This window comes from Amycolatopsis sp. NBC_00438 (assembly GCF_036026695.1).
GTDB lineage: Bacteria > Actinomycetota > Actinomycetes > Mycobacteriales > Pseudonocardiaceae > Amycolatopsis.
In genome coordinates, this window is record NZ_CP107923.1 from 4,029,958 (window position 1) to 4,051,529 (window position 21,572).

A 21,572-nucleotide genomic window follows, 5' to 3' on the forward strand; every position below is an offset into this window, starting at 1 on the left:
CCCACCGGCAACTCTGGAGGGTCCGTGCGGGTGTTCGCAGCAGTCCTGATGGCGAGTGCGCTCCTGCTGTCCGGGGCCACGGCGGCGGACGCGAGCCCGTCGCCGATCACCTGGGGCGCCTGCCCCGACGACCCGGACAGCCCGGAGCCGCCGGACGGCGAGTGCGGCACGCTGCGGGTGCCGCTGGACTGGAACCGGCCCCACGGCCCGTCGATCGACCTGGCGGTGGCCCGGCACCGGGCCACCGATCCGGCGCACCGGATCGGCGTGCTGCTGGCCGACGCCGGCGGTCCCGGCTCATCGGGCGCGGAGTTCGCGCTGGCGACGAGCTTCTTCAGCCCGGAGGTCCGGGCGCGGTTCGACACGGTGGGCTTCGACGTCCGGGGCACCGGCCGCAGCGCGTTCATCCGGTGTGACGACACGACCGCCCCGCCCGGCGACGATCCCGCGAACCGGGCGGAGTTCGACGCCCTGCGCCAGTACAGCCGGCAGGAGGTCGCGGACTGCCGGGCCGGCAACCTGCCGGTCTTCGACCACGCCGACACCGCCGTCAACGCCCAGGACATGGACGCGCTCCGCCGGGCGCTCGGCGAGGAGAAGATCAGCTTCCAGGGCATGTCCTACGGCACGCTGCTCGGCCAGCAGTACGCCGAGAAGTACGGCGAGCACGTGCGCGCGCTGGTGCTGGACAGCTCCATCGATCACAGCGTCGACCTCCGGCACTTCGTGGGCGACCGCGCCACCGCCGCGGACGAGCTGTTCGGGCAGTTCACCGCGTGGTGCGACCGGACGGAAACCTGTGCCCTGCACGGCCAGGACGTCCGGGCGACCTGGGAGCGGGCCTTCGCGGGCGCCAGGACATCGTTGCGCGACCTGGTGTTCTCGGACATGTACGGCCCGAACTGGGACGACGCGGCACAGCTGATCGCCGACGCGGCCGCCGGCCGGCCGCCGCTGACCGCCCGGTTCGAGTACAACTACCTGTCGATCCGGCTGGCCGTGGTCTGCCAGGACTTCGACCTCCGGATCCGGGATTTCGCGCAGTACTCGGCGGTGCGCGCCGAAGAGCTGCGCCGGGGGCCGATCATGCGCGGCAGCCCCCTGGGCCACGCGGAGGCGACCGCGTGCCTCGGCGTCGCCGGACCGCCCGCGAACCCGCCGCACCGGCTGGACCTCTCGCGGGCACCCCGGGTCCTGCTGCTGAACTCCCGCTACGACCCGGCGACGCCGTACGCCTGGGCGCGCACCATCCACCGCCAGGCGCCGGCGAACACCACCCTGCTGACCTACGAAGGCCCGGGGCACGTCGTCTACCCGCGCACCACCTGCACGCGGTCGGCGGTGGACGACTACCTGCTGACGCTGAAGACGCCGCGGCACGACGTCAGCTGCCCGGCCTGAGCGCTCATTCCGGGCGGCAGGCGTGGTCGCACGACGTCTCGGCGTTCGCGATGACGGTGTCGAGCTTGTCCCGGGCCTTCGTCAGGTCTCTCAGCTGCCGGTCGATGCGTTCCCGCTCGGCGACGAGCAGGTCGAGCGCCTCCGGCGTCGGCTGCCCGGTCTCGACACACGGCAGGATCGCGAGGATCGACTTGCTGGACAGCCCTGCGGCGTAGAACTGCTGGATCAGCCAGACGAGGTCCGCCCCGCGGTCCGAGTAGTGGCGGTGGCCGCCGGAGCTGCGTTCCGGCACGAGCAGCCCCTGCTCCTCGTAGTACCGCAAGGCCCGGACGCTCACCCCGGACTTCGCCGCCAGTTCCCCGATCCGCATTCGCTGCCGCTTCCTCTCGGAGTGATCTACCGCACTCGCCGTTGAATCTCACGTCCACGTGAGGTTCTAGCGTAACAGGGAACCTCACGAAGGAGAGCGATTCCAGTGACGCACACCCTGTCCCGCCCGCTCGCGCTCGGCGACCTCACCGTCCCGAACCGGGTCGCCATGGCGCCGATGACCCGCGGGCAGTCGCCCGGCGGCGTGCCGACCGAGCAGCTCGCCGCCTACTACGCGCGGCGCGCGGCCGGCGGCACCGGGCTGATCATCACCGAAGCGAGCTACATCGGGCACCCGTCGGCCGGCGAGCACAACCTGGTGTCCCGCCTGTACGGCGACGCGGCGGCGGCCGGCTGGTCCCGGGTCGTCGAAGCCGTCCACGACGCCGGCGGCGTGATCTTCCCGCAGCTCCAGCACGTCGGGATGACCCGCAAGGGGGCCGCGGTGCCGCATCCGGACGCCCCCGCGATCGGCCCGTCCGGCGTGCCCGTGTCCGCGGACGGCAGCCCCGGCGAGCCGGGCCGGACGATGACGCAGAAGGACATCGACGACGTCGTCCGGGCCTTCGCCGAAGCCGCCGTCACCGCCGAACGGCTCGGCTTCGACGGCGTCGAACTGCACGGCGCCCACGGCTACCTCATCGACCAGTTCCTCTGGTCGGGCACGAACCACCGCACCGACGCCTACGGCGGCGACCTGCGCGCCCGGACCCGGTTCGCCGCCGAGGTCGTCGGCGAGATCCGCCGCGCGGTCTCCCCCGGTTTCCCGATCGTCGTGCGGCTGTCGCAGTGGAAGATGAACGACTACACCGCCCGGATCGCCGACACCCCGGAGGAGTTCGGCGTGATCCTGGGCGCGCTGGCCGACGCGGGAGCGGACGCCTTCCACGCGTCGACCCGCCGCTACCGGCAACCGGCCTTCGACGGCTCCGACCTCAACCTCGCGGGCTGGGCCAGGAAGCTGACCGGCAAACCGGCCATCACGGTCGGCTCGATCGGCCTGGACACGGAGTTCACGTCGAGCCTGACCGGCGGCTCGGCTTCCCCGACGGGCCTCGGGGACCTCCTGGACCGCTTGGAGGCCGACGAGTTCGACATGATCGCGCTCGGCCGCCCGTTGCTGGCGGACCCCGAGTGGGCGGCGAAGATCATCACCGGCCGGGAGCCCACACCGTTCACGCCCGCGGCGCTGGGCGTGCTGTATTAGCCGACAAGTGCCCCGATGGTGGTGAAAGTGCTGAGCGTGCCGAGCGTGCCGAGCCCGTCCTTCCGGCCGCGGTGGCCGGTGAGCGCTCGGTTGCGCGCGTCCGGGTCCGGTGCTGCCGAGGTGATCATCGGCGGGCCGATCGGGTCTTCGGTCTCCGTGACGGTGTTCTCGTGCATGACGTTCTCCCCGTGAAGTGACCTTCAGGAACGCCCCGGGCGGACGGCCCGCGGCGTCGAGCGTGCGGCGCTAACCGGCGCGCAGGCTGATCGTGGGCCAGGTGGTGAGCGTGCCGAGCCCGTCGTTGCGGACCCGCCGGCCGGCGAGCGCCTGGTTGCGGGCGTCCGGGTCCGGCACCACCGGGCCGAGCACCGGCGAGCCGACCGGGTCTTCGGCCTCCGGCAACGCGTTGTCGTGCATGACGTCCTGCCCTTCCGGCGTCGCGATCAGGAACGTCTCGCACACGCCGGCGGGCCGCCACCGGTTGAGGCGCCGTCGGCAGCCACACCCGAACGGCGTAAACGCGGGTCGGCGCGCCGAGGGGGAGGGAGCGCGCCGACCCGCGGGCACGACGCTACCGAGTACCGGCGCCGTCCGCGCGCTGTTCGGCCAATTTCGTGGCCGGAAGCCGCTTCGGCTCCTTGTTCGGGAAGTGGATCAGGTCAGCGCAGCGGCTCGAGCGCCTTCGCCAGCGGCTCCAGCACGGCCGGGGTGTGCGGTGGCGGCAAGTAGATGATCGCCAGGTCGAGGCCCACTTCGCCGAGAGCCTCGGCTTCGGCGGCGACCTTGGCGTAGTCGGCGTCCGGGCCGAGGCGGACGTGCGAGGAGAGGGTGATCTCACCCGGATCGCGGCCGACGTCCGCGCAGTGGCGGTGCAGCACCTCACGCTTGTGGGCGAACTCCTCGGGTGTCCCGCCGACGAAGTTCCAGTGCTGGGCGTACTTCGCGGCGGTGCGCAGGGTGCGCTTCTCCCCGCTGCCGCCGATGCAGATCGGCGGGTGCGGCTTCTGCACGCCCTTCGGCTCGTTGCGCGCGTCGCTCAGCTGGTAGTACCGGCCCTGGAACGTCGTGGTCTCCTGGGTCAGCAGCCCGACGAGCACCTCGCAGCCCTCTTCGAACCGGTCGCTGCGCTCCTTGACCGTGCCGAGCTCCATGCCGTACGCGCCGGACTCCTCCTCGTTCCAGCCCGCGCCGATGCCGATCTCCAGCCGGCCGCCGGAGACGATGTCGAGCGTCGCGGCCATGTTCGCGAGCAGCGCCGGGTGGCGGTAGTGGATCCCGCTGACCAGCGTGCCCAGCCGCAGCCGCTTCGTCGCCTGGGCGAGCGCGGTGAGCGTGACCCACCCTTCGAGGCACGGACCGGTCGAATCGGAGAAAATGGGATAGAAGTGGTCGAAGGTCCAGCCGGACTCGAACAGTTCGATCTCATCGGCGGCCTGCCACACGGCGAGCATGTCCGCCCAGACGGTGTCCTGGGGCGAGGTCTTGATGGCGAATCGCATGATCACGAGCGTAACCCTGGAGTTCCTCCAGGGCCGGGTCATCGCCGCCGGTCGCCGCAGGGGGTCGTCGGGAAACCGGTGCCCGGTTTTGTCGGACCCCGTCGCTAGGCTCCGTCGCGTGACGACGGGGGACGCCGGGTACGGCGACATCGCGAAGGACATGGCCGAAGCGCTGCGGGCGGCCGCGGGCGAGTTGTGGTCGGCCGCCACGCTGCAGCTGCGCCACACGGGTGGCTCGGTTTCGTGCACCGCGTGGAGTGACGTGCGGGAGAACCTGCGGGTCGACTACACGTCGATCGCGCGGCGCCTGTTCGAACGGCCGCCGGCGGTGCTGGAGGTCAGGCTGGCCGCCGGCGGCGAGTACGCCTTCACCGCCCGGCCGGACATCGCGGCCGTCTCCCCCGGGCGGCTGGTGTTCGACGAGGCGTTCCGCTACCCCGGGCATCCCTTGCCCGGCCTGCCCCGCCCCGCGACGCCGACCGGGGCACCGACCGATCCGGCCGTGCTCGCCGAGGTCACCCGGCTGGCCGGGGAGTTCGCCGAGCTGTACGCCGGGATCAAGGGCGGTCCCCCGCCGTGGTCACCCGGCCGCACCGAGGCGGACCTGGCCGCCGCCGAGGCCCGGATCGGCGTCCGGCTGCCCGAAGACCTGCGCGCGCTGTACCTGCTTGCGGACGGCGACCTGCAGGAGACCGGGTTGCTGAGCCCGTACTCCTACGACCCCCTCGACCGGCTCGTGGACCACTACACCGAAGGCGATCCCGGGTCGTACGGCTGGGAAGACGACGTGGAGGACGACGGCGTCGTGTTCGAGACGGTGCCGTTCGGCCGGGTGAAACGCCTGTCCCGCAACGACTCGTGGGTCACGTTCGGCGGCGACCGGGCGATGAACTACCTCGCGGTGGACCTCGACCCGGCCGAGCAGGGCCACGCCGGCCAGGTCCTCGAGTACGGCCGGGACATCTACGGCCCGCTGCGGTACGTGTCGACGTCGCTCACCGCCATGCTCACCGAGGTCGTCGAGACGCTGCGGGCCGGGAAGTACGAGGATCCGGGCGAGCAGTACCTGTTCGCCGAGACCAGCCTGCGCGACGGCGGGGAACGCTCCTACAGCGAGGTCATCTCGCGGGCGTCCGAGCTGAGCCTGCCCGCGGTGGTGGCCGGGCTGCGCGACCCCGGGCTGATCCAGGAGGTCTACCTCAACGACCCGGCCGACGTCGACCTGGCGGTGTTCGAGCCGTTGACGTCGCTGCGGCTGCTCAAGGTCAACCGCGCGGCCGCGGTGACCCCGTCGATCGGCGGCCTCAAGGCGCTGGAGTCGCTGCGGATCAGCGGCGGGCGCGTCGACCTCGACGTCCTCGCCGGGCACCCCGTGCTGTGGGACCTCCAGCTGGCGGAGGTCGGCGTGCCGCTCGACCTCACGGTGCTGACCACGCTGCCCCGCCTGACCCGGCTGGATCTGTCGGGCTCGGCGGTACCGGACCTGGGGCAGGTCTGCGACCTGCCGGCGTTGCGAGTGCTCAAACTGGACGGCGACCAGGTGCGCCGCCTGCTCGACGCGGGCCGCCCACTGCCCCGGCTGGCCGCGCTGCTCGTCACCGGCCGCACGACACTGCCGGAAATGGCCGAACTGCGCAAAGCCTTCGGTGGCGGCGACTCGACGGAAACCATCGTCGAGATCTCCGCCGTACTGTCCTGAGTGGACGCTCGATGGTGTCCTCCCACCGGACGACGAACCTCGACTCCGAGCGCCCGCCCGACACGAGGCCACCCACCGACCCGCTCGCCGCGCTGTTCGTCGTCGAAAACCCCGCCACCCGCCCCGAGCGGACGGACACCCGATAGTGTTCGCCCACCCGGGGAACAGAGCCGATCAGCTGTGCGACACGGTCAGCCCGTAGAAGGCGACCTTCGCGCCCTTCGTCGTGCTGTCCGAAGAGGACTGGTTGTAGGAACCGGCTTTGAAGTACTGCTTGTACGCCTTGAACGACGACGGGATGCTGTAGTGCGTGGTGGTGCCGTTCACCGTCAGGTCGATGGTGTTGCCGCCGGAGATGCCGATCGTGTAGGTCCACGTCTTGCCGATGGCCACGTGGCCGACCGTGTGCGGCGTCTGGCCGCCGTCGGGTGAGTTCTCCGTGCCCAGCACGATGTCGCCGTTCGCGTGGTAATACAGCTCGAGCAGCGGTTTCGTCGACGAGCCGCCGGTGCCGAGGTGGACCTGGCCGACGCACACGTTGGAGGTCACCGACACCACGCGCAGGGTGGCGCTCAGCTTGTGCGACCCACTCAACGACCAGTTCGCCGCGGAGCCGCTCTTGTTCATCTCGCGCAGCTCGGATCGGGCGTAATTGGAATTGGGTGTTGTGACGCCCTTTTCCGGCGCCCAGAATGTCATCGCACCGTCACGCGTGTCGGTGTAGAAGTACGAGTCCTGGAATCCGTTCGCGCCCTGCAGCCGGGACGACGAGATCGTCGTCGGGGAACCCGGCGACCCCACCGGCTCCTGCAGCTGCCAGGTCGAGAGGTCGAAGTTGCCACCGGGGGCGACTCCGGGGTCGGCCATGGGGGCCAACGCGATTCCGCTGACTTCGGCACTGGGGAATGCCTCGGCGGAAATCGCGGTCCCGGTCAGCAATGCCGGGATCGCGAGAAAGGTGAGCATAGCGCGCACACGCATGGTGGCGTCCTTTCACGGCAAGAAGCGAAGCGGGGAGAGGACTTCGCTCACGCATTTGTTCACATATGTGTTTGTTCACGTATGTGAATAAATGCGTTTCCGAAAAGAGAGTAACGATGAAGGAGATTAAGTTCGGTGTTGCTCGCTGTCAAGGCAGGGTTCACATTGAGTGGGACACTCACGTCCCGCGGTGGACGCAGAGCGGGCCGGTGCGCGGCAGCGCGATCCGGGCGCGGAAGGCCCGCGCGACCGGGCCGTCCGGCGCCGGCGCCGTCCACGTGTACCCCGGCGCGCGGAAGAGCGTCGCGCTGACGAGCGTGCGGCCGTAACCGAGGCGGCGGTGCCCCGCGTCGACGTGGACGTAGTCCAGGGTGGCCGTGCGACAGGACGCACAGGACGTGAGCGACGCCGTGCCGGTGGCCCGCCCGTCGAGGCGGAGTTCGATCTTCCCCGTCGCCGACCCCGCGGCCGGGGGGACCGCGACGAGCACCAGGCCGTCCGGCGGTGCGGCGCCCGGCGCGTGCTGGACCTGCACGTCGAGGTGCGCCCACTCGGCGAGCCGGCGTTCGCCCGGGTCGGGCGCCTCCTGCTTGCGGCAGGTTTCGCAGAGCGTGGTGTGCAGCCGGTAGCGCGGGCTGTGGCTTTTGACCATCCCGAAGAGCGCGAGGTAGTGGCCGCGCAGGCACACCACCGGCGGCGCCGCGGTCGCCGGGCGCACGGGGAGCAGCTCGCCGTACTCCCCGCGCGTCCCGGACGCCGGCCCGCCGACGGTCGCCCGGCTCACCGGAAGTCACGCGACGGCCCGGTCGCCATCGAGAGGTCGAGCCGCTCCAGCCGGTCCGCGACGAGCGTGACGACGCCTTCGGCCGCCTGCGCCTGCCCGCGGACCAGCAGCGCCGCGCTCGTGCGGGCGACGAGGCGCTGCCGGTTCCAGAGCCCGGGCGAGACGAGGACGTTGGCCATGCCGGTCTCGTCTTCGAGGTTGAAGAACGTGATCCCGCCCGCCGTCGCCGGCCGCTGCCGGTGGGTCACCGCTCCCCCGACCCACACGCGCGTCCCGTCCTTCGCCCGCATCAGCTCGGCGACCGTCAGCGCGCCCCGCTTTTCGAGGTACTCACGCAGGTACTGCACGGGGTGGCTGTCCGGCGAGACGCTGGTGGCCCACAGGTCGGCCGCGGTGACCTCGAACCGGGTCATCCCGGGCAACGCGGGCGCGTCCAGGCCCGGCGCGAGGCCGGGCAGGTGCCCGGGCCGGGTCGCGGCGGCGGCCCCCGCGGCCCACAGCGCCTCACGGCGGTCGGCGGTGAAACAGCTGAACGCGCCGGCCGTGGCCAGGGCCTCGACGGCGGCCTTCTTCAGCTGGACGCGGCGGGTGAGGTCGCCGATGCTCGTGTACGGCCCGTTCGCGACGCGCTCGGCGACGATCGCCTCGGCGGGATCGTCGCCGAGGTGGCGGACGCCGGCGAGACCGAGCCGGATCGCCACGTCGCCGGTGCTGTCCGGTTCGGGTTCGAGGGTGGCGTGGGCGAGACTGGCGTTGATGTCCGGCTCGCGCACCAGGACGCCGTGGCGGCGGGCGTCGGCGACCAGGGACTGCGGGCTGTAGAAGCCCATCGGCTGCGCGCGCAGCAGTCCCGCGCAGAACGCGGCCGGGTAGTAGAGCTTGAACCACGCCGACGCGTAGACCAGCAATGCGAACGACATCGAGTGCGCTTCGGGGAAGCCGTAGCCGGAGAACGCGTGGATCTGCTCGAAGATCCGCGTCGCGAGCTCGCGGTCCAGTCCGTTGGCCTCGCACCCGGCGAAGAACCGCGCCATCAGCGCGTGCATCTTCGCGCTGGACCGCTTGGCGCCCATGGCCCGGCGCAGCTGATCGGCCTCGGCGCCGGTGAACGACGCGACGTCGACGGCCATCTGCATCACCTGCTCCTGGAACAACGGCACGCCCAGCGTCCGGTCGAGGGAGCCGGCCAGCAGCGGGTGCGCGTGCTGCCACTGCTCCTCACCGCGCCGGCGGCGGATGTAGGGGTGCACCGAACCGCCCTGGATCGGGCCGGGCCGGATCAGCGCGACCTCGACGACCAGGTCGTAGAACTTGCGCGGCCGCAGGCGCGGCAGCGTCGCCAGCTGCGCGCGGGACTCCACCTGGAACACCCCGACCGCGTCGGCTTCGCAGAGCATGTCGTAGACGCCCGGGTCGGCCAGATCCAGCTTCCCGATGTCCACAGTGGACCCATGGTGCACCGCGGCGAGGTCGATCATGTAGTGCAGCGCCGAGAGCATGCCGAGACCGAGCAGGTCGAACTTCACCAGGCCGACACTGGCGCAGTCGTCCTTGTCCCACTGCAGGATGCTGCGGTCGGCCATCGTCGCCCACTCGACCGGGACCACTTCGGACACCGGCTGCTTCGAGATCACCATCCCGCCGGAGTGGATGCCGAGGTGGCGCGGGAAGTCCTCGAGCCGCGCCGCCAGGTCGAGGACGTCGTCGGGGATGTCGCCGGTGGCCTGCTGTTTCGTGGCGGTGACGCCGCCCCAGCGGTCGACGAGCTTGCCGTAGGCGTCCTGCTGCCCTTGGCTGTGCCCCAGGGCTTTGGCGGCGTCGCGGATCGCCGACGGCGCCCGGTAGGTGACGACGTTCGCGACCTGCGCGGCGTGCAGCCGCCCGTGTTTGCCGTAGACGTACTGGATGGCTTCCTCACGCCGGTCGGACTCGATGTCGATGTCGATGTCCGGCGGCCCGTCCCGCTCCGGCGCCAGGAACCGCTCGAACAGCAGGTTCCACTTGACCGGGTCGGCGTGGCAGATGCCCAGCGCGTAACAGACCGCGCTGTTCGCCGCGGAGCCGCGGCCCTGGCAGAGGATGTTCGCGTCCTTGCAGAACCGGACGATGTCCCACACCACCAGGAAATACCCCGGAAAATCGAGCTTCTCGATGATGTCGAGCTCGTGGTCGAGCTGGGCGTAGGCCTTCGGATTCTCGTCTCGGCGCCCATAGCGGGTGATCGCGCCGGCCCAGGTCAGCTCGCGCAGGAAGGACATCTCGGTGCTGCCCGCCGGGACGTCGAACGGCGGCAGGTCCGGCGCGACCACCTGCAGGTCGAAGGCGACCTCGACGCCGAGGACGGCGGCCCGCCCGACCGCGCCGGGGTAGCGGTGCTCGAACCGCCGCCGCTGCTCGGCCCCGGACCGCAGGAACGCCTGCCCCGACGGCGGCCGCCAGCCGTCCAGCTCCTCGGCCGACCGCCGCGCCCGCACCGCGGCGAGCGTCTCGGCCACGACGGCGTCGTCCGGGCGGGCGTAGTGCGCGTTGTTCGACACGATCGTCGGCAGCCGCAGGTCTCCGGCCAGCTCGGCGAGGACGTCGTTGGCGGCCGAGTCGTGCGGGAGCCGGTGGTCGATCAGCTCGACGGCGACGTGGTTCCGCCCGAACCAGCCGGCGAGCCGGGTCAGCTCGGCGCGCGCGGCCGCGGGGCCCCGCCGGGCGAGCGCGCGGCGGACGGCGCCTTTGCGGCAGCCGCTCAGCACCACGACGTGCCCGGCCAGCTCGTCGACCAGCTCCTCGACGTCGTAGACCGGGCGGCCCTTCGCACCGCCGGCGAGCTGGGCGCGGGAGATCACCCGGCAGAGCCGGTGGTAACCCTCCTGCCGCCGGGCGATCACGAGCAGGTGCGACCCCGCCGGATCCGGCTCACCCCCTTGCGGCGCCGGGAGTTCGAGCGAGAGCTCGGCCCCGAAGCCGACGCGGACGCCGAGTTCGCGGGCGGCGTCGTTGAACCGGACCGCGCCGTACATCCCGTCGTGGTCGGTCAGCACCAGCGCGTCCAGCTCGAGCCGGGCGGCCTCCTCGACGAGGGCCTCGGGGTGGGAGGCGCCGTCGAGGAAGCTGAAGTTGGAGTGGACGTGCAGCTCCGCGTACGGCGCCCGCAGCCGCTCGCCGCCGTCGTCGCGACCCCGGCGGTCGCGCAGGTCGTCCGGCGCCCCGGCGTAGCCGTCACGCTTGCGCGACCACGCGGGCGAGTCACTGCCGTCCCCCGGGAAAGGGGCGCGCCCGGACGCGACCCGCTCGACCTCGGACCACGGCACGTTCGGGTTGTTGAACGCCAAAGCCAGCTCCCACCGCCACGAGTTCGCTGCGGGGAAGTCAGCGACTACTGTTCGAACACACGTACGACTAGCACCTTGATCCTGGGCCGGGCAGGCCGCGCTGTCAACTCGGCGTGACATCGATAACTGCAGGTAGACGGCCCGGTGAGCCCCGTGACGGAGGGCAGCGGGGCGCTGTTACCCTGAGTTCGCGGCCGCCCTCACCGGGCCGCGCGGCGGTGGGGCCCGCCGTACCCGAACCGCGGCGATCCGGCCGCCAACGGTCCCTACCTGAACCACGCCGCACGAGGCCGCCCTCGTGCCCCGATCAGGTAGGAGCCTGCCCGCCGTGCCCCTGGACCACTCCGAGCCGATCGACCCGGACATCGCCGACGATCCCCCGCCGCCGCGTGATCCGCGACGCCGTCACCGTCAGACCGTCGTCGTGGTCGCGGCCGGCGGAGTGCTCGGGGCCTGCGCCCGCTACGGCGCCACCCTGCTGTGGCCCACCGCCGCCGGCGGATTCCCGTGGACGACGTTCTGGATCAACGTCACCGGCTGCGCGGCCATGGGCGTGCTGATGGCGGTCATCACCGCGATGCCCGCCACCCACCCGCTGGTGCGGCCCTTCCTCGGCACCGGCATCCTCGGCGGCTACACGACGTTCTCCACCTACGCGATCGACGCCCAGCACCTGCTCGACGGCGGCCACGCCCTGACCGCCCTGCTCTACCTCGTGGCCACGGTCGCCGCCGCCCTCGCCGCGGTCTGGGCGACGGCCACGCTCACCCGCCGCACCCTGCGCCTCGGGAGCCGCTCGTGAACTGGCTCATGGTCATCGCCGGCGCCCTGGTCGGCGCCCCGCTGCGCTACCTGACCGACCGCGCGGTCCAGGCCCGCCACGACACCGGCTTCCCGTGGGGCACCTTCACGGTGAACCTCGTGGCCTGCACCGTGCTCGGCTTCCTGACCGGCGCCGCCACCGCGACGACCGTGCCCCAGCCGCTGCAGCACCTGATCGGCCCGGGGTTGTGCGCCACGCTCAGCACGTATTCGACGTTCTCCTACGAAACGCTCCGGCTGGCCGAAACCGGGGCGAAGTTCTTCGCCGCCGCGAACGTCGTCGTGAGCATGCTCGCCGGACTCGGCGCGGCTTATGCCGGCACCGCGGTGGCCCAGGCGGTGTTCGGCTGAGTCCGCCGTGCGCAAGCCCGCCGGTCTCAGTCAGTCGTAACTGCCCTCGATCGTCCACTGTGGAGTATCGCCGACGGTGACGGCCAGCAGCAGGGCGATCTCGTCGCTCTCGTCTTCGAGCACGACCTGCAGCCGGGCCAGGCGCCGGCCGCGGGTCGGCGGGGCCGGGTGGTGCGGCCACGGGCCGGCCCAGGCGAGCACCGGCCGCGGTGACCGGCCCTCGACGGTGACGGTCGCCGGTGGGCCGGTGAGCTCGCCGCGCTCGGTGCAGCCGACGACGTCGCCGCGGTCGTCCAGTACCCGGGCCGGGTGGGCGGCGAGGACGGCCGGGGACGGTGCGGGCAGCCGGCCCGGCCAGGGCGCGTCCGGCGAAACCGGGGTTCGCGGGTCGCCCCACGGGATGAGCCGCACCCGCTCGGCGGGGCCGCGGCCGCCGTCCAGGAGCGGGGTGACGACGGCGTCCGGGCCGAGCAGGCCCTGGATCCGGACCAGCGCGCGGGCCGCTCGTTCGGCCGCGTCGGCGTCGCGGCCCATCGAGCCGAGCTGCAGCTGCAGCGCCTGCCCGCCGACGACCTCCTCCGGGTCGAGGCGCAGCCGGACGATCCCGGCGGTCGGGCGGCCGTCGCGGGCGGTCAGCCAGCCTTCGCACTGCCACCGCACACGATCGGCCGTCGCCCGCGCGGTCAGCGGCTCGGCGCAGCGCCAGACCCGCACCCGCTCCTCGCCCGCCTCGGTCACGGCCACGATCGCCAGCCGCGTGCACGCCAGCCCGTGCCGCGCCAGCCCGGCGAAGAACCGCTCCCCCAGCGTCTTCGCGACGAACGCGGCTTCGTCGACGCGTTCCAGCGGGTGCTCGAACTCCTCGGTGATCGACAGCTCCGGCGGCAACGCCCGCCGCAGCGGCGGGCGCTCGGACAGCCCGCGCGCCAGCCGGTGCGCGGTGATCGCGTCGCGCGGGAAGCGGCCCGCGACGTCCCGTTCCGCCAGTGCGGCGAACGCCCCGAGCGTCCGCAGCCCGAGCCGCTTGAGCAGGCCGACCAGCTCGCCGCGGTCGTCCCCGGGCTGGTTCAGCTCGGCGATCGACAGCGGCGACAGGAACCCGGCCGACCCGCCGACGGGCACCAGCGCGGAGCGGCGGGCGGCCAGCGTCGCGGCGAACAGGCCGTCGGCGATCCCGACCTGGCACTCCACGCCCGCCCCCGCCGACACCTCGTCGAGCAGCAGTTCGGCCAGGGCCTCCTCGCCGCCGAAGTAGCCGGCCGCGCCGGTGACGGGCACGGCGACGATCCCCGGCCGCACGACCTCGACGCCGACGGCCTGCCGTTCGACGGCGGCGGCGACCGGTTCGAACAGCCGCGCGTCCCGTTCCGGATCGTGCTGGTGCACCACGAGATCCGGGCAGCGTGACTGCGCGTCGCGGCGCCGCATCCCCCGCCCGACACCGTGGTGGCGCGCGACCGCGGAGCAGGCCACCACCCGGTTGGCCGAGAACACAGCGGCGGGAGTCAACGGCGGCGTCCCGGCAGCGGCCCCGGCGGCGACGACCGGCCAGTCCGGACACCACAGCACCAGAAGCCGCGGCGCGTCACTCACGCAGCCGGCCTCGAGGCACCGCGGGCCGGGATGGCTGTGGTGCCACCGCCGCGCCGGTCATCCGGCGGCCTCGAACCACCCGCGGACCGGCGCCGGTGCATGATCGCCCCGCTGCCCCCGAAGGACCGGGAGTCATACCCGGCCGAGCCAGCTCACCCCTCGTCCGGCGCGCCTGGATCCCTTGGCCACGCTCACAACTCCACGACTCCGGCCAACCGCCACCCCTCGTCCGGCGACCCCGGATCCCTTGGCCACGCTCACAACACCACGACTCCGGCCGATCGCCGCCCTTCGTCCGGCGCCCCCGAACCGATTGGCCACGCTCACAACACCACGACCCCGGCCGATCGCCACCCTTCGTCCGGCGCCCCTGGATCCCTTGGCCACGCTCACAACACCACGACCCCGGCAGACCGCCACCCGCCCGGCGACCCCGGATCCCTTGACCACAAACACAACACCACGACTCCGGCCGACCGCCACCCCTCGTCCGGCAACCCCGAACCCCTCGACCACACCCACAACACCGCGACTCCGGCCGACCGCCGCCACCCGCCCAACGACCCCGGATCCCTTGACCACAAACACAACACCACGACTCCGGCCGATCACCACCCCTCGTCCGGCGCCCCCGAACCCCTCGACCACGCTCACAACACCACGACCCCGGCCAACCGCCACCCGCCCAGCGACCCCGGATCCCTTGACCACAAACACAACACCGCAACCCCAGCCAGCCGCGGCTCATCCGGCGACCTCGACCAGTCGCCGTCCGGTCGGGGGCTCGCCCGCTGTGGCCGCGCCTCCCGGACCCGGCAGCTGCAGCGCCACCGTCTGGGGCCGGGCCGCCGCGCCTCGGCCTCGGCTGGTCGCCACGATGTCGCGGGCGCGCAGGTGGCCGTGGCCGTCCGCCGTGGCTCCTCGCCAGCGGCGTCCGGAGACGCGCAGTTCCAGGTCCACGGCCGGCCAGGGGCCGATGGTCAGCAGGACCGCGCCCCGGTTGCGGACCCGGCCCGCCAGGCGGCGGGCCACCTGGGGCTGCACGCCGCGGGCGACCACCGGGCCGACCACCACCAGGTCGAAGCCGTCCACCAGCGCCGACAGCACCGCGACCACCTCGGCGCCGGGCCGGGGCACCAGGGCGATCCGGTCGAGGTCGACGCCGAGTTCCGCGGCCGCCGCCAGGCCCAGGTCCGGCAGGCCGGCCACCGCGGCCCACGAGCCGGCGCGCGTCGCCTCGGCCAGCAACGCCAGCACCAGGGACGTCGAGCCCGCCACCGACACGGTGCTGCCGCGTCGTAAGCCGCCGGCCGGGAACAGGCCGGCGAGGGCCGGGGTCAGCGGGAGCGTCTCACCCGAATGGGTGACCTCCGGGTCGGGCTCGCGCAGCTGCGACGCCACCCGGACGCCGGGGATGGACGTGAGCGACTCCGGCACCGCCACCGCTGCTCACCTCCAGCACCACGAACCCGTACCGGAGACACCCGCAAGGGACCCGCGGGCGAACCCAGGACAATCATCGAACACCTGTTCGCATAGTGCGAGAAGGTGGCGACCACTGTCAAGTCGAAGAGATCAGCCACTCGTGCACCGCGCGGGCCACCCGGGCCGCGTTCTCCTGCTCCATCACGTTCATGTGGTGCCCGGGCACCTCGACGGTCTCGTCGGCGAAGGCGATCTCGTGCCGCCAGATCGGGTGATCCGGGCCGACGCCGTCGGCCTCCGTCGGGAGCGGGTCCCGCGCCCGGACGAACAGCATCGGCGCCGCCGTGGCCCGGGGCGTGAACGCGGCGAGCACGCTCAGGTAGCCGCCCATCGCGGTGAGCCGGGCGTGGCCGATGCGGCCGAAGAACTGCTCGCGCGCGAACATCTCGTCCGCCAGGGTCGGTTCGATCAGGGGCAGGTCCTCGTCGAAGAAGTACGTGTCGACCAGGACGACGCCCGCCGGGGTGCGGCCGCGTTCCTCCAGCCGCAGCGCCGCCGCCGTGGCCAGCCAGCCGCCCGCCGAGTAGCCGACCAGCGCGAACGGCTCCCCGCCGGCGGCGCGTTCCACCGACTCCGCCAGGAGGTCGGCCATGGCGTCGAACGACGCCGGCAGCTTCTCCCCCGCGTCGGCGTACCCCGGCAGGTGGACGACCGAGACGTCCCGGACGTCCTGGAGTTCGGCCGCGAACCGCGCGTAGTGCAGCGGGCTCGACGACGCCGCCAGGGTGGGCACGCAGATCAGCCGCGGCCGCGCCGGGCCGGTCGCCAGGCGCACCGGTGGCGGCAGCTCCGCCAGGTACGAGGCGCCGTCGTACTTCGGCCGCAGCCGGGCCGCCGCGCGCAGGAACTCGTTGCCCGCCGCGATTTCCCGCCGTTCCCACGCCTGGCGGTAGAGGGCGTTGACCGTGTCGCCGACGTCCGCCGCGGGCGCGGTGCCCGCGGTCGCCAGCTCCCCGGCGACCCGGCCGGCCAGCGCGGCGGGCGTCGCCAGGTCGAAGACGACCGACGCGGGCAGCCGCACGCCGGTCGCCGCGGTGAGGCGGTTGCGCAGTTCGACGGCCGTGAGCGAGTCGAACCCGGCTTCGAGGAACGGGCGGCCGGGCGTGATCGCGGCCGCGCTCGCGTGGCCGAGGACGAGGGCGGCCTCGTGCCGGACCAGTTCCAGCACGCGGACCCGGCGGTCCTCTTCGGACAGTCCGGTCAGCCGGTCGGCGAACGACGCGGCGGGGGCCGGCTCGCTCGCCGCGGCCCGCCGGACCGGGGCCGGGACCAGCCCGCGCAGCAGCGGGGGCAGCCCGTCGCCGGCGCGCCGCAGCACGGCCCGGTCGAGGCCGATCGGGACGACCACGGCGTCGGCACCCCCCAGCGCCGCGTCGAAGAGCCGCACACCGTCCTCTTCGGACAGTGCGACGACCCCCGCGCGCGCCATCCGGGTCCGCTCGGCGCCGCCGAGGTCGCCCGCCATGCCGCCGTCCTGTGCCCACAGGCCCCAGGCGAGGGACGTGGCGGGCAGGCCGTCGGCCCGGCGCCGCTGCGCCAGCGCGTCGGCGAACGCGTTCGCGGCCGCGTAGCCGGCCTGGCCGGGCGCGCCGAACTGGCCCGCGGCCGAGGAGAACAGGACGAACGCCGCCAGGTCGAGGTCCCGGGTCAGCTCGTGCAGGACGAGCCCGGCGTCCACCTTGGGCCGCAGCACCGCGTCGAGCTGCTCGGGGCGCAAGGCGGTGAGCACGCCGTCGTCGAGGACGCCGGCGGTGTGGATCACGGCCGTGAGCGGGTGCGCGGCGGGCACACCGGCCAGCAATGAGCGGACGGCCTCCCGGTCGGCGACGTCGCACGCCACGACCGTCACGTCGGCGCCCAGCGCGATCAGTTCGGCGGCCGGCGCGGCCGCCCGGTCCGGGCGCCGGGCGGCCAGCAGCAGGTGCCGGACGCCGTGGACGCGGACGAGGTGACGGGCGAGCACACCGGCGAGGTCCCCGGCTCCGCCCGTGATGAGCACGGTCCCGTCGCCGTCCCAGGCGATCGGGTCGGCCGGGGCGGCCGCGATCAGCCGGGGGACGTGGGCCAGCCCGGCGCGGAGCACGAGCTGCGGCTCGCCGGTGGCCAGGGCGTCCGCCAGCGCCCGGGCGGACGCCTCGGTGGCGTCGGTGTCGACGAGCGCGAACCGGTCCGGGTGCTCCGACTGCGCGGACCGCAGCAGCCCCCACAGCGGCGCTTGGGCCAGGTCGGGTGACCCGGCCGCCACCGCGTCCCGGGTGACGAGCACCAGCCGCGAGCCGGCGAACCGCTCGTCGGCGAGCCAGGCCTGGGCGAGGGTGAGGGTCCGGTGGAGGGCGTCATGAACGTCCACGGAGACGACCGACGTCAGCACCACCGGCGGCACCGGCGTGCCCGCGTCGACGGCCCGGCTCAGTTCGGCCAGGTCGCGGTACTTCGCCGAGACGTCCGCGTGCGCGAGCGCCGGGCCGGGCTCGCCGACGACGGGCCACCCCGCCGGGCCGCCCGCGGGCAGAGGCAACCGCGGCCAGTCGAGCCGGAGCAGTTCCCCGGTCCGCGCCCGGCCGGCGAGCTGCGCGGCCGCGACCGGGCGCAGGACCAGGGAGTCCACCGTCAGCACCGGCCGGCCCGCCACGTCGGTCGCGGTCAGCGACACCGCGTCCGCACCGGCCGGCGCGAGCCGCACGCGCAGGGTCGTCGCCCCGGTGGCGTGCAGGCGCACGCCGCTCCAGGTGAACGGCAGCCGCGGCGCGCCCGAGTCCGCCAGGGACCCGAGCCGGGCGGCCGCGTGCAGAGCGGCGTCGAGCAGGGCCGGGTGCACGCCGAAGCCGTCGGCGCCGAGGGGCAGGGTCACCTCGGCGAAGATCTCGTCGCCTGCGCGCCAGGCGGCGCGCAGGCCCTGGAACGCCGGGCCGTAGCCGAGACCGGCGGCCGCCAGGTCGTCGTGGAGGTCCGCGACGGACAGTTCCCCGGCACCCGCCGGCGGCCACGCGGGCGCTTCACCGGGCGCCGGGCCGGCGGCCACACCGACCGAGCCCGTCGCGTGGCGCGTCCACGGACCTTCGCCGGCCTGCGCGTGGAACTCGACTGAGCGCCGGCCGGACGGCTCGGGGGTGCCGAGCACGACCTGGATCCGGGTCGCCTCGGCGTCCGGCAGGACGAGCGGGGCCTCGAGGGTCAGTTCGTCGAGCTGCCCGCACCCGGCTTCGCCGGCGGCACGCAGGACCAGCTCCACCACAGCCGCACCCGGCAGCAGCCGCGTGCCCAGCACTTCGTGGTCGGCCAGCCACGGCTGGGCCGCGGTCGAAAGCCGTCCGGTCAGCACCAGCTCACCGGTAGCCGGCACCGGCACGCACGCGCCGAGCAGCGGGTGGTCGAGCGCGGTGAGCCCGGCGGCCGCGACGTCTCCCGGGCGCGCCGGCTCCCGGAGCCAGAAGTGCTCCCGCTGGAAGGGGTACGTCGGCAGGTCGACCCGGCGGCTCCCCGGGAACAGCGCCGCCCAGTCCGGCGCCAGGGTGGTGAGCGCGCCGAAGAGCGTGTCCGGCTCCGGCCGGCCGGAGCGCAGCGCGGGCACGAACCGGATGTCCCCGGTGCAGGCGGGACCCAGTGCCGAAAGCACGCCGCCGGGTCCCAGTTCCAGGCAGGTCGTCACGCCCTCGGCGCGCAGCACTTCGACCGCGTCCGCGAACCGCACTGTCGCGCGGACGTGCTCCACCCAGTAGTCCACAGTGGCCATGTCGGCCCCGGCGGCGACCGTGGAGCGGATCGGGATCCGCGGCGCGGCGAAGGTGAGTCCCTCGGCGACGCGGCGGAACTGCGCCAGCACCGGTTCCATCAGCGGCGAGTGGAACGCGTGCGACACGGCCAGCGCCTTGGTCCGGCGGCCCTGCCCGGCGAAGACCGCCGCGATCCGCTCGACGTCCGCGCGGGCCCCGGACACCACCACCGCCCGCGGGCCGTTGACGGCGGCGATCCCGGTCGTACCCCCCAGGTGCGGGCGCACTTCGTCCTCGACGGCCTCGATCGCGGTCATCGCGCCGCCCGCGGGCAGGGCCTGCATCAGCGCGCCGCGGGCGGCGACCAGCGCGGCGGCGTCGGCGAGCGAGAGGACGCCGGCCACGTGCGCGGCCGCGATCTCGCCGATCGAGTGCCCGGCCAGCACGTCCGGGCGCAGTCCCCACGACTCCAGCAGGCGGAACAGCGCGACCTCGACGGCGAACAACGCCGGCTGGGTGTATTCGGTGCGGTCCAGGGCCTCGGCGTCGCCGAAGACGACGTCGCGCACCGGCAGCGGGAACAACGAGCACACGGCGTCGAACGCCTCGGCGTAGACCGGGAACCGGTCGTGAAGCCCGCGGCCCATGCCGGCTCGCTGGGCGCCCTGACCGGAGAACAGGAACGCCACCTTGCCCCCGGCGGCCGGCTGCGGCTCCACCCGCGCCAGCGCGGCTACCAGCTCGGCCCGATCCGCACCGGCGACGACGGCCCGGTACTCGAACCGCGACCGGGTGGTGACCAGCGATCGTCCGATGTCCACAGGGGACAGTTCCGGTCGCTCGCCGGCGAAGGCCGCCAGCCGGGCGGCCTGCTCCCGCACCGCCTCGGCGGTCCGGCCGGACAGGACCCAGGGCACCACCACCGACGGACCGGGATCCGGCCGCTCGTCGGCGAAAGGAGCCTGTTCGACGACCACGTGCGCGTTCGTCCCGGACAGCCCGAACGCCGAGACGCCGGCCCGGCGCGGACGGCCGGTCTCCGGCCACGGCACCGGCGAGGTCAGCAGGGAGACGGCGCCCTCGGTCCAGTCCACCTGCGGGGTCGGCTCGTCGACGTGCAGCGTCCGGGGCAGGACGCCGTGGCGCAGCGCCTCGACCATCTTGATCACCCCGGCCACCCCGGCCGCGGCCTGCGTGTGCCCGATGTTGGACTTCACCGACCCCAGCCACAACGGCCGGTCCGCCGGCCGGTCCTGCCCGTAGGTCGCCAGCAGGGCCTGCGCCTCGATCGGGTCGCCCAGTTTGGTGCCGGTGCCGTGCGCTTCGACGACGTCGACGTCCGATGCAGCCAGTCCGGCGTTCGCCAGCGCCGCCCGGATCACGCGTTGCTGGGCCGGGCCGTTCGGCGCGGTCAGCCCGCTGCTCGCGCCGTCGGAGTTGACCGCCGAGCCGCGCACGACGGCGAGCACCGGGTGGCCCAGGCGGCGGGCCTCGGAAAGCCGTTCCAGCAGCAGGATCCCGGCCCCCTCGGCCCAGCCGGTGCCGTCGGCCGCGGCGGCGAAGGGCTTGCACCGGCCGTCGGGGGCGAGGCCGCGCTGGCGGGAGAACTCGAGGAACGCCGCCGGCGTGGCCAGGACGGTGACGCCGCCGGCCAGCGCCAGCGTGCATTCGCCGCGCCGCAGCGACTCGGCCGCCAGGTGCAGCGCGACCAGCGCCGACGAGCACGCCGTGTCCACCGTGATCGCCGGGCCTTCGAGACCGAGGGTGTAGGCGATCCGGCCGGAGGCGATCCCGCCGGCGCTGCCGGTGCCGAGGAAGCCTTCGAGGCCCTCCGGGGCGCGGCCGTTCCAGACGCGAGCGCCGTACTCGGTGTAGATCACCCCGGCGAACACGCCCGTGCGGGTGCCGCGCAGCGACGCCGGGTCGATCCGCGCGCGTTCCACCGCCTCCCAGGCGGTTTCCAGCAGCAGCCGGTGCTGCGGGTCGGTCGCCACCGCCTCGCGCGGGCTGATCCCGAAGAACCCGGCGTCGAATTCGGCGGCGTCGTGGAGGAACGCGCCGGCCGCCGTGGTGGACGTGCCGGGGTGGTCGGGATCGGCGTCGAACAGCCCGCCGAGGTCCCAGCCGCGGTCCTCGGGGAAGCCGCCGACGGCGTCGGTACCGTCGGCGACCAGCCGCCACAGCTGCTCGGGGGTCTCGACCCCGCCGGGGAACCGGCAGGCCGTGCCGATGATCGCGATCGGCTCCCGTGCCCGCTCTTCGAGCTCGCGGTGGCGCTGCCGGGCGTCGCGCGCCTCGGTGACCGCGCGCTTGAGGTAGGTCCGGAGCTGGTCCTCGTCGGCCAT

At 73.8% G+C, this 21,572-nt stretch carries 15 protein-coding genes and 1 pseudogene; 6 read left to right on the forward strand and 10 right to left on the reverse strand.

Annotated features, from left to right (window positions below; genetic code table 11):
* The first annotated feature begins 48 nt into the window (after window positions 1-48).
* Window positions 49-1,401, forward strand: coding sequence for an alpha/beta hydrolase (locus OG494_RS17855; RefSeq protein ID WP_328457095.1), 1,353 nt, complete (start codon window positions 49-51; stop codon window positions 1,399-1,401).
* A gap of 4 nt (window positions 1,402-1,405) precedes the next feature.
* Here OG494_RS17855 and OG494_RS17860 read toward each other — a convergent pair whose 3' ends face one another.
* The gene (locus OG494_RS17860) at window positions 1,406-1,771 is read right to left on the reverse strand and encodes a MerR family transcriptional regulator (RefSeq protein WP_328457097.1); all 366 of its coding nucleotides are present in this window, start codon (window positions 1,769-1,771) and stop codon (window positions 1,406-1,408) included.
* Between the two features lie 105 nt (window positions 1,772-1,876).
* Here OG494_RS17860 and OG494_RS17865 point away from each other — a divergent pair, with 105 nt between their 5' ends.
* Window positions 1,877-2,977, forward strand: coding sequence for an oxidoreductase (locus OG494_RS17865; RefSeq protein WP_328457099.1), 1,101 nt, complete (start codon window positions 1,877-1,879; stop codon window positions 2,975-2,977).
* Here the strand turns inward: OG494_RS17865 and OG494_RS17870 are convergent.
* The 3 genes from OG494_RS17870 to OG494_RS17880 all read right to left on the reverse strand — a co-directional run bounded on the left by OG494_RS17870 (window position 2,974) and on the right by OG494_RS17880 (window position 4,476).
* Window positions 2,974-3,153 carry a hypothetical protein gene (locus OG494_RS17870; RefSeq protein WP_328457101.1) on the reverse strand — a complete coding sequence of 60 codons (180 nt, stop codon included), beginning with the start codon at window positions 3,151-3,153 and terminating at the stop codon, window positions 2,974-2,976. The two genes, OG494_RS17865 and OG494_RS17870, sit on opposite strands and share 4 nt — an antisense overlap.
* 70 nt (window positions 3,154-3,223) lie before the next feature.
* Window positions 3,224-3,439, reverse strand: a complete 216-nt coding sequence (locus tag OG494_RS17875; protein ID WP_328457103.1) for a hypothetical protein — start codon at window positions 3,437-3,439, stop codon at window positions 3,224-3,226.
* 197 nt (window positions 3,440-3,636) lie between these two features.
* On the reverse strand, window positions 3,637-4,476 hold the full coding sequence (locus tag OG494_RS17880; protein ID WP_328457105.1) for an LLM class F420-dependent oxidoreductase: 840 nt from the start codon (window positions 4,474-4,476) through the stop codon (window positions 3,637-3,639).
* A gap of 118 nt (window positions 4,477-4,594) precedes the next feature.
* Here OG494_RS17880 and OG494_RS17885 point away from each other — a divergent pair, with 118 nt between their 5' ends.
* Both OG494_RS17885 and OG494_RS17890 read left to right on the forward strand, forming a co-directional pair.
* Window positions 4,595-6,175: an SMI1/KNR4 family protein gene (locus tag OG494_RS17885; protein WP_328457107.1), complete on the forward strand. Its 1,581-nt coding sequence runs from the start codon at window positions 4,595-4,597 to the stop codon at window positions 6,173-6,175.
* Window positions 6,176-6,186: 11 nt separating this feature from the next.
* The gene (locus tag OG494_RS17890; RefSeq protein ID WP_328457109.1) at window positions 6,187-6,321 is read left to right on the forward strand and encodes a hypothetical protein; all 135 of its coding nucleotides are present in this window, start codon (window positions 6,187-6,189) and stop codon (window positions 6,319-6,321) included.
* Between the two features lie 28 nt (window positions 6,322-6,349).
* Here the strand turns inward: OG494_RS17890 and OG494_RS17895 are convergent, their stop codons facing one another.
* The 3 genes from OG494_RS17895 to OG494_RS17905 all read right to left on the reverse strand — a co-directional run bounded on the left by OG494_RS17895 (window position 6,350) and on the right by OG494_RS17905 (window position 11,263).
* The gene (locus OG494_RS17895; protein ID WP_328457110.1) at window positions 6,350-7,156 is read right to left on the reverse strand and encodes a polysaccharide lyase family 7 protein; all 807 of its coding nucleotides are present in this window, start codon (window positions 7,154-7,156) and stop codon (window positions 6,350-6,352) included.
* A 178-nt stretch (window positions 7,157-7,334) separates the two neighbouring features.
* Complete coding sequence (locus tag OG494_RS17900) at window positions 7,335-7,940, reverse strand: GNAT family N-acetyltransferase (RefSeq protein ID WP_328457112.1); 606 nt, start codon at window positions 7,938-7,940, stop codon at window positions 7,335-7,337.
* Window positions 7,937-11,263 (reverse strand): error-prone DNA polymerase, encoded by a 3,327-nt coding sequence (locus OG494_RS17905; RefSeq protein WP_328457114.1) that lies wholly within the window; start codon window positions 11,261-11,263, stop codon window positions 7,937-7,939. The genes OG494_RS17900 and OG494_RS17905 overlap by 4 nt, the downstream gene beginning before the upstream one ends.
* Window positions 11,264-11,591: 328 nt before the next feature.
* Here OG494_RS17905 and crcB point away from each other — a divergent pair, with 328 nt between their 5' ends.
* Window positions 11,592-12,065, forward strand: a complete 474-nt coding sequence (gene crcB / locus OG494_RS17910) for a fluoride efflux transporter CrcB (RefSeq protein ID WP_328457116.1) — start codon at window positions 11,592-11,594, stop codon at window positions 12,063-12,065.
* Window positions 12,062-12,436 (forward strand): fluoride efflux transporter FluC, encoded by a 375-nt coding sequence (locus tag OG494_RS17915; protein WP_328457118.1) that lies wholly within the window; start codon window positions 12,062-12,064, stop codon window positions 12,434-12,436. The genes crcB and OG494_RS17915 overlap by 4 nt, the downstream gene beginning before the upstream one ends.
* A gap of 30 nt (window positions 12,437-12,466) precedes the next feature.
* On the opposite strand, the gene OG494_RS17920 is transcribed toward OG494_RS17915, so the two are convergent.
* The 3 genes and pseudogenes from OG494_RS17920 to OG494_RS17930 form a co-directional block, all read right to left on the reverse strand.
* On the reverse strand, window positions 12,467-14,029 hold the full coding sequence (locus tag OG494_RS17920; protein WP_328457120.1) for a DNA polymerase Y family protein: 1,563 nt from the start codon (window positions 14,027-14,029) through the stop codon (window positions 12,467-12,469).
* Between the two features lie 744 nt (window positions 14,030-14,773).
* A complete protein-coding gene (locus tag OG494_RS17925) occupies window positions 14,774-15,472 on the reverse strand; it encodes a hypothetical protein (RefSeq protein WP_328457122.1) in 699 nt (232 codons plus the stop codon).
* 118 nt (window positions 15,473-15,590) lie between these two features.
* Window positions 15,591-21,572 (reverse strand): annotated as a pseudogene (locus tag OG494_RS17930) (type I polyketide synthase); the annotation flags it as partial.